Raw genomic sequence first — 841 nt, 5'->3', positions numbered from 1 at the left:
GCTAGGGTCTGTTGAGATTCAGGATTCACAGATTGGACTGCCCGTGATTCAAGCTCCGAAAGGAGTTTTGGATGCACCGATTCGTTTTGACCGACGCTCAATGGGTGAAGATGGCGCCGCTTTGTTTGGGCAAGTCCACCGATCCCGGCCGCACAGGGGGTGACAACCGTTTGTTTCTCGAAGCTGTGCTGTGGATTGCGCGTACGGGCAGCCCATGGAGGGATCTGCCGCCGACATTCGGCAACTGGAATACGGTGTTCAAGCGCTATCGCGATTGGGTAAGGGCTGGCGTTTTCAGACGGATCTTCGAAGCCGTATCAGATGACCCAGACATGGAATTCGCCATGGTCGACGCGACAATCGTCAAAGTTCATCGCCACGCCCAGGGAGCAAAAGGGGGACCAAAAATCAGGCGATCGGCAAATCGAAGGGCGGTTGGACCACCAAAATCCTCGCGCTGACCGACGCGCTCGGAAATCTGGTGCGGTTCATCCTGCTTCCCGGTCATCGCTTTGACACCGTCGGCGTTGCACCCCTCATCAAGGACATCGAATTCGGTGGCTTGATCGCCGACAAGGCTTTTGATTCCAACTGGATCATCGAAGACATGAACGTTCGCAAGGCGAAGATCGTAATCTCGCAGCATCCCAGGCGCGCCAAGCCCCTCGACATCGACAAGGACATCTACAAATGGCGCCACCTGATCGAGAATTTCTTCGGCAAGCTGAAGGAATTCAAACGCATAGCTATGCGATGCGACAAGACAGACAGCAGTTTCGAGGCGATGATCTACCTCGCCACCGCTGTCATCCATTCCAGATGAATCTCAACAGACCCTAGC

The 841-nt window shown here is 54.9% G+C and carries 1 protein-coding gene; it reads left to right on the top strand.

Features of this window, described 5'->3' with window-relative positions:
* The first annotated feature begins 71 nt into the window (after positions 1-71).
* Positions 72-823 (top strand): IS5 family transposase gene (locus CWO89_RS44680; RefSeq protein ID WP_130584436.1). Its coding sequence is split into 2 segments (ribosomal slippage): positions 72-408 and positions 408-823, totalling 753 coding nucleotides; the frame shifts between segments, so codons are not numbered across the junction.
* Positions 824-841 lie beyond the last annotated feature (18 nt).

It is taken from the genome of Bradyrhizobium sp. Leo170, from assembly GCF_004296405.1.
In the GTDB taxonomy this organism is placed as follows: Bacteria; Pseudomonadota; Alphaproteobacteria; order Rhizobiales; family Xanthobacteraceae; genus Bradyrhizobium.
Note: the sequence above shows the minus strand (reverse complement) of the source record. Positions and strands in the feature narration are given on the sequence as shown.